Source organism: Chitinophaga sp. 01L420 (assembly GCF_056399985.1).
In genome coordinates, this window is sequence record NZ_JBFTSK010000024.1 from 98762 (window position 1) to 107364 (window position 8603).

2 protein-coding genes (1 of these 2 cut by a window edge) are annotated in these 8603 nt (G+C 49.2%); both read left to right on the top strand.

Features of this window, described 5'->3' with window-relative positions; genetic code table 11:
• Nucleotides 1-1667, top strand: partial view of a non-ribosomal peptide synthase/polyketide synthase gene (locus tag AC1DP6_RS21635; RefSeq protein WP_477056675.1) — the end only. The gene continues 26755 nt to the left of window position 1, outside the view; only the last 1667 of its 28422 coding nucleotides appear in the window; the start codon falls outside the window, past its left edge; the stop codon is at nucleotides 1665-1667.
• A 49-nt stretch (nucleotides 1668-1716) separates the two neighbouring features.
• On the top strand, nucleotides 1717-8603 hold a 6887-nt coding region (locus AC1DP6_RS21640), incomplete at its 3' end, for an amino acid adenylation domain-containing protein (RefSeq protein WP_477056676.1).

Genomic DNA, 8603 nt, shown 5'->3' on the forward strand with positions numbered 1-8603 from the left:
AAGGCGTAGTAGCAGAAACATTTGTACCGGTTTGTATAGAAAGGTCGCTGGAAATGATCATTGCCATCCTCGGTATACTGAAGGCCGGTGGGGTGTATGTTCCCATGGATCCGGATTACCCGGCAGAACGCATCGATTACATGCTGAAAGATACGGATGCTGCTATTGTTGTGAGCAGCAATACCAGTGCGGACTGTTTTACTGCTACGCTGGATATTATTCGCCTGGATGGCGATGCTGACATCATCAGCGGTTATCCATCTGAAGCACCCGGTGTTACAGTCCGTCCGGAGCAACTGGCCTATGTGATCTACACATCCGGATCTACCGGCAAACCGAAAGGGGTAATGATAGAGCACCGGAATGTGGTGCGGTTGTTTGAAACAGATACACCGCTGTATGATTTTAATGCAGCAGATGTATGGACCATGTTCCATTCTTTCTGTTTCGACTTCTCCGTATGGGAAATGTACGGTGCATTGTTCTATGGCGGTCGTGTGGTGATAGTGCCCAGACATATTGCGCAGGATGCTGCAGCATTCGGGGAACTGGTCATCAAACAGGGGGTAACTATACTGAACCAGACGCCATCTGCATTTTATGTGCTGCAGGATTATCTGACAGCGAATGCTGCTACGGTGCCGGTACGGTACGTCATCTTCGGTGGCGAAGCGCTGAACCCTGCACGGGTGAAGCCGTGGCTGCAGCAATATCCCGGCAGCAGGCTTATCAATATGTATGGCATTACCGAAACCACGGTGCATGTTACCTACCAGGAACTGGAACTCGCCGCAATAACCAGTAGCAGTGTAATCGGAAAAGCTATCCCGACGCTAAGTCTGTATGTGCTGGATCCTTACCAGCAGCCGGCTCCCATCGGTATTACCGGTGAGCTGTATGTAGGAGGAGATGGTTTGGCCAGAGGTTATTTAAACCGTCCTGAACTCACGGCTGCACGTTTTGTGCAGGATCCATTCAGCAAAAATGCAGACGACCGCCTGTACAGAACGGGTGATCTTGGCAGATGGCTGCCGGATGGCACCATCGAATACCTGGGCCGCATAGATGACCAGGTGAAGATCCGCGGTTTCCGTATAGAATTGGGTGAGATAGAAAGTGTGTTGCAGGAATCCGGGTTGGTAAGCCAGGCGGTAGTGTTGGCGAAAGGAGAGGATGGAGACCGGAAAAGGCTGATCGGTTATGTAGTGCCACAAGGTGAGTTTAACAAAGAAGGAATCAACGCATGGCTTCACGCCAAACTACCGGATTATATGGTGCCTGCATTGCTGGTGCCCCTTGAAAAAATGCCGCTTACATCCAATGGTAAAACAGATCGTAAGGCGTTGCCCGATCCGGATGCAGGCACCTTGTTCCAGAATGACTATGTGGCGCCAAGAAATGATATGGAGCAGGCGCTCGCGGACATCTGGAAAGAACTGCTTGGAGTAGAACGTGTAGGCGTTCACGATAACTTCTTTGAACTGGGAGGACATTCTCTCATGGCTATCCGGCTGATGGCTGCATTGCGTAACCAACAGGGGGTGAATGTTCCTGTAAGTAAACTGTTTGAGTGCAAGGATATAGCACAGTTAAGCGCCTATATCGCCTCTACAGCTGCCAATACAGAACTGGAAACCAATGGGGAGTATGAAGTCTTTGAGCTGTAAAACCCGGCATTGTTTCAGTTCCCGAATATCATCTTTCAAACAAGCGTATATGATAGATACTAATTTTGAAAAAGCATTTGAAGTAGTTGACAAGGCCAGGAAACTAGGGATCATATTGTTCCTGGAAAATGAAAAGATCAAATTCAAAGTTCCCCGTTCTGAAACTATCAGCAGCGACCTGTTGGCGGAAATAAAAACCTACCGGGAGCAGATACGCGTTATGCTGGTAAACAATGAGCTCTATGCGCAGCGTAACAACACAGGTGAAAGGATTACCTCCAACAGCCCTGATGGGATTACCAGCATACCCTTGTCGTATAGCCAGGAACGCCTGTGGTTTATAGACCGTATGGGTAGCAGTATTAACTATCATATTTCTGCTGCATTAAAACTGGAAGGTTCGTTGGACAAGGTAGCGCTGGAATATGCCCTCCGCACTATTGTGAATCGTCATGAAATATTACGCACCGTTATACTGGAAGAAGATGGTAAAGCTTCCCAGCATGTGATGGATAAAGACCGTTGGGAATTGTCAATAGTTAGTTGTCCTGATAATGAATCAATATCGCCTGCATTCATAAAATCCCTGATAGATCTTCCTTTTGATCTTGCACATGATCATATGCTGAGGGCACACCTGGTAGTGAAAGGTCCGAAGGAGCACCTGTTGGTGATGGTGATGCACCACATTGCCTCCGATGGCTGGTCCGTTGGTATCACGGTGAAGGAGCTGGCAGAACTGTACGCTGCCTATACGGAAGGGCGTACATCCCATCTGCCCGCAATGGATATTCAGTATGCTGATTATGCTATCTGGCAGCGTAAATATATATCCGGTGATATATCGGATAAACAGCTGGCATACTGGAAAGAAAAAATGGAAGGGGTGGCTACGCTGCAGTTGCCACTTGATTTTGTACGTCCTGCTGTGCAAAGTACGCATGGCGCCAGTTATAACATCACCATCAGCAGGGAACTTACTACAGCGTTGAAAGCGTTATCCCTTCAGCAGGATGTTACACTGTATATGACGTTACTGGCGGCCTTCAATGTACTGCTGTATCACTATAGCGGACAGGAAGACATTTGCGTTGGCAGCCCTACGGCTGGCAGGACCATGCAGGAAGTGGAAACACTTATCGGTTTTTTTGTGAATACCCTTGCCCTGCGGAATAACCTCTCAGGCAACCCATCCTTTACGGCTTTGTTGCAGAACGTAAAGCAAACTATGATGGGCGCGTATGATCACCAGGATCTGCCCTTTGAAAAAGTGGTGGAAACAGTGGTGAAGGAGCGTGATATCAGCCGCAGTCCATTGTTCCAGGTAGCATTTTCCCTGCAGAACATGCCCGATGCACCAGAGCTGCGGTTGGGCGACCTGCAGATGGTACAGGTAGATACGAGTGATACCACTGCTAAATTTGACCTAACCTTTTTCCTGCAGGAAAGTATTGACGGTATTGCCGGTAAGATTGAATATAGTGTAGACTTGTTTGGAGAGCCCACTATTGCAAGGATGGCGCAGCACTTTGAGCAGTTGTTGCGCGCAATAGTAGCTGCGCCGGAAAGACAAATAGGATTCCTATCTATTTTGAGTGATGCGGAAAAGCACCAGTTGCTCAAAGCCTTTAATGATACTGCTGTAGATTACCCGGCAGATAAATCCATTACAGAACTCTTTGCCTTGCAGGTGGCACATACACCTGCTGCTACCGCTGTTGCATTTGGTGACGGGCAGCTAACCTATGCTGAACTGGATGTACAGGCGGCACAGCTGGCGGTATACCTGCAACAACAGGGAGTAACCAGTGGTACGCTGGTACCGGTTTGTATGAGCCGGTCGCTTGATATGATGGTAGGTATACTGGCCATCCTGAAAGCAGGTGGGGCTTATGTGCCGGTTGATCCCGGGTATCCGCGCGAACGTATTGCCTATATGCTGGAGGATATCAACTGCTCACTGGCATTAACCACTGCTGCTTACCAGGCTTTATTTGAGGACGCAGCACCACATGCCGCACTTATTTACATGGACCAGTTGCCGGAACTGCCCACAGGCAGCCTGCAGGTAACCACCCATGCAGAGAGCCTGGCATATGTTATTTACACCTCCGGTTCTACCGGCAAACCCAAAGGGGTGGTAGTTACCCATCGTAACGTCACCAGCCTGGTAAAAGGTACCAACTACATCACCCTCACACCGGCAGACCGTATTCTTTCTGCCGGCTCGCTGGCATTTGATGCGGTTACATTTGAATATTGGGGAATGCTGCTTAATGGCGGCGCTCTTATCCTCAGCGCGGAAAACAGCCTGCTGGATCCGGCGCTGCTGAAGAAGGAGCTGCATGGCAGGCAGGTAACAAAATTATTTATTACCACCAGCTGGTTTAATCAGCTGGTAGATGCAGACATTACCGTTTTTGAAAAGCTGTCGGCCATCCTTACCGGTGGAGAAAAGCTGTCGGAAAAACATCTGGAACGGTTCAGGCAAACCTATCCGGATATTGACATCAGTAACATCTACGGACCAACGGAGAATACTACTTTTTCTCTCAGTTACCTGATCAGTAAACATGGGCTGACAGCTAATACGCCTATCGGTACACCATTAAACAACCGCACGGCTTATGTGCTTAGTACAACCCGCAGCCTGGTGCCCGTGGGAGTGGCTGGAGAGCTGTATGTAGGCGGCGCCGGTGTGGCGCAGGGTTATCTTAACCAGCCTGCTCTTACAGCGGAAAGATTTATCCCTCATCCTTTCAGTAATATTCCCGGAGATCGCCTGTATAAAACCGGCGATATTGTGCGTTGGACACCGGATGGCTTTATTGAATACCTGGGTCGCGTAGACGAACAAGTGAAGATACGTGGCTTCCGTGTAGAGCTGGGGGAAATTGAAAGCACCTTATTACAAAGCGAATTCGTAGCCAATGCCGTAGTGGTGGCATTATCGGATAACACCGGCCAGCATAGCCACAAACGACTGGTAGCCTATATTATACCCAATGGCGTCTTTAACCGGGAAGGCATTATCATTTTCCTGAAACAGAAACTGCCGGAATATATGATACCGGCTGTACTGGTGGAGATGGATAAATTTCCGGTGACCACCAATGGAAAGATCGATAAAAAGGTATTGCCCGATCCGGGAGCAGCTAACCGGGAAGATACCGTATATGCCGCACCACGCAGCGCTGCAGAAGAGGGCCTTGCAGGCATCTGGCAGGAACTCCTGGGTGTATCACGGATAAGCATATACGATAATTTCTTTGAGTTGGGAGGAGATTCTATCATCACCATACAGGTGGTGAGCCGCGCCAAACGTGCCGGCTTTGATCTGCAACCCAGAGACCTGTTCCTGCACCAGACCATTGCTTCGCTCGCTGCATTGCTGTCGTCCCGCAATACTACGGCAGCAACAGGTGAACAGGGAATCCTGACCGGTAACAGCGGCCTGCTGCCTATCCAGCACTGGTATTTTGAAACCGGTGCTTCCGGCAACGCTCATTTTAACCAGAGTGTGCTGATGTCCGTGAGTAAACAAACAGATAACCTAGTGCTGGCAGCAGCCGTAAAGCAATTGTCTGTTTACCATGACGCATTACGTTTTACCTATGAGGTTACTGCTGATGGTATCATGCAGGTATACGGTACCCACGAAAGTGAACTGGAAACAGTAGACCTGCAACACCTGGATGCTGCAGACCTGGACACTTTCCTGCCTGCACAGGCAGATAAATTCCATGGGCAGATGGATACCCGCAATGGCGTATTATTTCGCCCGGTATTGTTCCTTACGCCGGCTACGGAAACGCATAACCGTTTATTGCTGGTAGTTCATCACCTGGCGGTAGATGGCGTTTCCTGGCGTATCCTGCTGCAGGATCTTGAACTAATCCTGAAGGACGGTCAGTCCGGAAAATCAGCAACAGCTATCCTGGGACCTAAAACAACTTCTTATCGCCAGTGGTATGAAGGGTTGGTGGCTTACAGCCACCGTAACAGGCTGCTGCACCAGCAATCATACTGGGAACAAATAGTACAGCATTATACGCCGCTGCCTGCCGCCAAATCATACAATGGTATTGTTACAGTAGCAGATACGGGTTATGTGGTGGTGTCACTCGACAGCCTGCGTACGCAACAACTGCTTCGCGATGTACCACGTGTATATCACACCGAAATCAACGATGTATTGCTATGCGCACTTGCGGCGACACTATCTGCATGGACCAATCGACCGGATGTGCTGATAGGCCTTGAGGGACATGGCCGGGAGGATATCATCCCCAGTACAGATACCAGCCGTTCAGTAGGCTGGTTCACCAGCATGTACCCGGTGCTGCTGCAGGTAGCTGCGGAAAAGCAACCTGGTGCGCTGCTGAAAGATGTGAAGGAGCAGTTGCGCCGCGTACCCGATAAGGGAATTGGTTTTGGTGTATTGAAATATATTAGCAAAATACCTGCATTGCAGGGAGGAGATGCATGGGATATTATTTTCAACTACCTCGGACAAACAGATCATGTTGTACGTGAAAGCGGCGACTTGTCTGTAGCGCCCGAAGCATCCGGTGCCGGCCTGGGTGATGATTTTCCGGTAAGGGAAAAAATATCCGTGAACAGTATCGTCCAGGATGGTGATCTGGTATTGAAATGGGGGTATAGTACCCTGCATTTTGATGCTGCAGACATCAGCACATTGGCGGATAATTATCTCACACAGCTGGAAAGCCTGATATCCCATTGTATGGAACAGGCAACCTTACCGGCTGTTTATACACCTGCGGATTATAACCTGGGCGCAGAAATAACCAATGAAGAACTGGATGCGTTCCTGGACAGCGATTATAAAGGAGCATCCCTGCGCAGCCAGATCAGTGGCCTGTACCGGCTTACCGGTCTGCAGGAGGGCATGCTGTTCCATAGCCTGTTTGATACACAGGGTGGTACTTATGTAGAGCAGTTCAGCTGTGAGCTCTCAGGTGTACAGGAAGACCTGTTCCGCCGTAGCTGGGATCACCTGCTGCAACTGCACAGTATTCTGCGCAGTGGTTTTTATCACGAGACTTTCAGTATCCCTGTACAGTGTGTGTACGAGACCGTACAGATGCCATTGACAGTGTACGACTACCGCGCAATGGATGAAAGTACGCAGGCACAGGCTGTAAAGGATTTTGAAAAAACAGACGGTCATCATGGCTTTGACCTGAAAGTGGCGCCGTTGATGCGTATCAGCCTGCTGCACCTGAAAGGTGATACGTACAGGATGGTGTGGACTTTCCATCATATCCTGTTTGATGGATGGTCATTGCCGGTAATGGTGGAAGCATTGCTGGATACCTATGAAAGGCTGGTGACTGGTAAACCCGTTGCTGTTGCCGGAGAAGACCGCTATGAAGATTATATCCGCTACCAGGAAAGGATGGATAAGGAGCTGGAGGAACAATACTGGCGTCGCTATCTGGCCGGATTATCGGAAGGTAGCCTGTTGCCGTTTATTGGTACTACCGATAAACTTACAAAGGGTGGTGGTAATTTCAGGGAAACCACTTTCCGGCTGGACAGTGTAGTAACAGAAAACCTGACACGTTTTGCCCAGCAAAATCATATCACACAAAATACCTTAATGCAGGGCGTGTGGGCGTACCTGTTATACCGTTATTCGGGTCACCGCGATGTGGTATATGGCACCACTGTTTCCGGACGTCCGGAAGACCTTCCCGGTGTGGAAAAAAGAGTGGGTCTTTACATCAATACCTTACCGTTGTATACGGTCATCGATCCTGCGCAGGAAATCACTGTCTGGCTGCAGTCACTTCAGAACGGACAGCAACAGAGCCGTGAACATCAGTATGTAGGACTGAATGAAATACAACGCTGGACAAATATTTCAGGGGAGCTGTTCGACAGTACAATCACTTTCCAGAACTATCCGGTAAGTGAAGTTGTGAATGCACAAACCTGGCAGCTGCAGGTGAGCGAAGTGGAAACACATCCGCATACCAATTATCCGTTGACCATCATCATCGGTATCTCTGACGATACCCGGCTGATCTTTACCTACAATAACGACCTGTTGTCTGATTATTTCATAGAGATGATAGCCAGACATTTTCAGCAGGTAATAACGCAGCTGATCTCCAACCAGGCTGTTTATATCCGCGATATTGAGCCCCTTGATGCGATAGAACAACAACAGCTGGAAAATCGTACAGCCGTTGATGTTGCCAGTCATTATTTCCTGGAGATGTTTGAACGGCAGGCGAAGGAAAATCCAACTGCTGTTGCACTTGTTTTTGAAGAAGAAAAACTTTCCTATAGAGCGCTTAATAAACGGGCATCCCAGCTGGCAGGGTACCTGCAGGAGAGGGGCGTTACCACCGGCACCCTGGTACCGCTTTGTATGGAACGCGGCCCTGATATGATCATTGGTATGCTGGGTATACTGAAGGCTGGAGGTGCTTATGTGCCCATTGAACCGGATTTCCCGGCAGAACGTATAAAGTACATGCTGGAAGATACAGCTGCTGCAGTTGTTGTTAGCAGCAGCTGTTGCCGCGATCTGCTCCCGGCAGCAGGCTTAACGGTCGTATCACTGGATGATGACCGTGATGAGATCAACTGCACCACAGCGGCAGCTTCCCTGCCGGTAACACCAGAGCAGTTACTGTATGTGATCTATACCTCTGGCAGTACCGGTACACCCAAGGGTGTGATGGTGACCCATCATAACATGGCCGATTATATGGCAGGACTGCAGGCACATCTGCCTTTGCAGCAATGCCGTTCCTATGGTTTGTTATCCAGCATCGCTACCGACCTGGGTAATACCGTGTTATTCCCGGCACTGGCCACGGGTGCTACTTTACATTTGTTTTCCAAAAATGCGATCAATGATGCAGATACGCTGCATCATTACTTTGAACAGCATGCGGT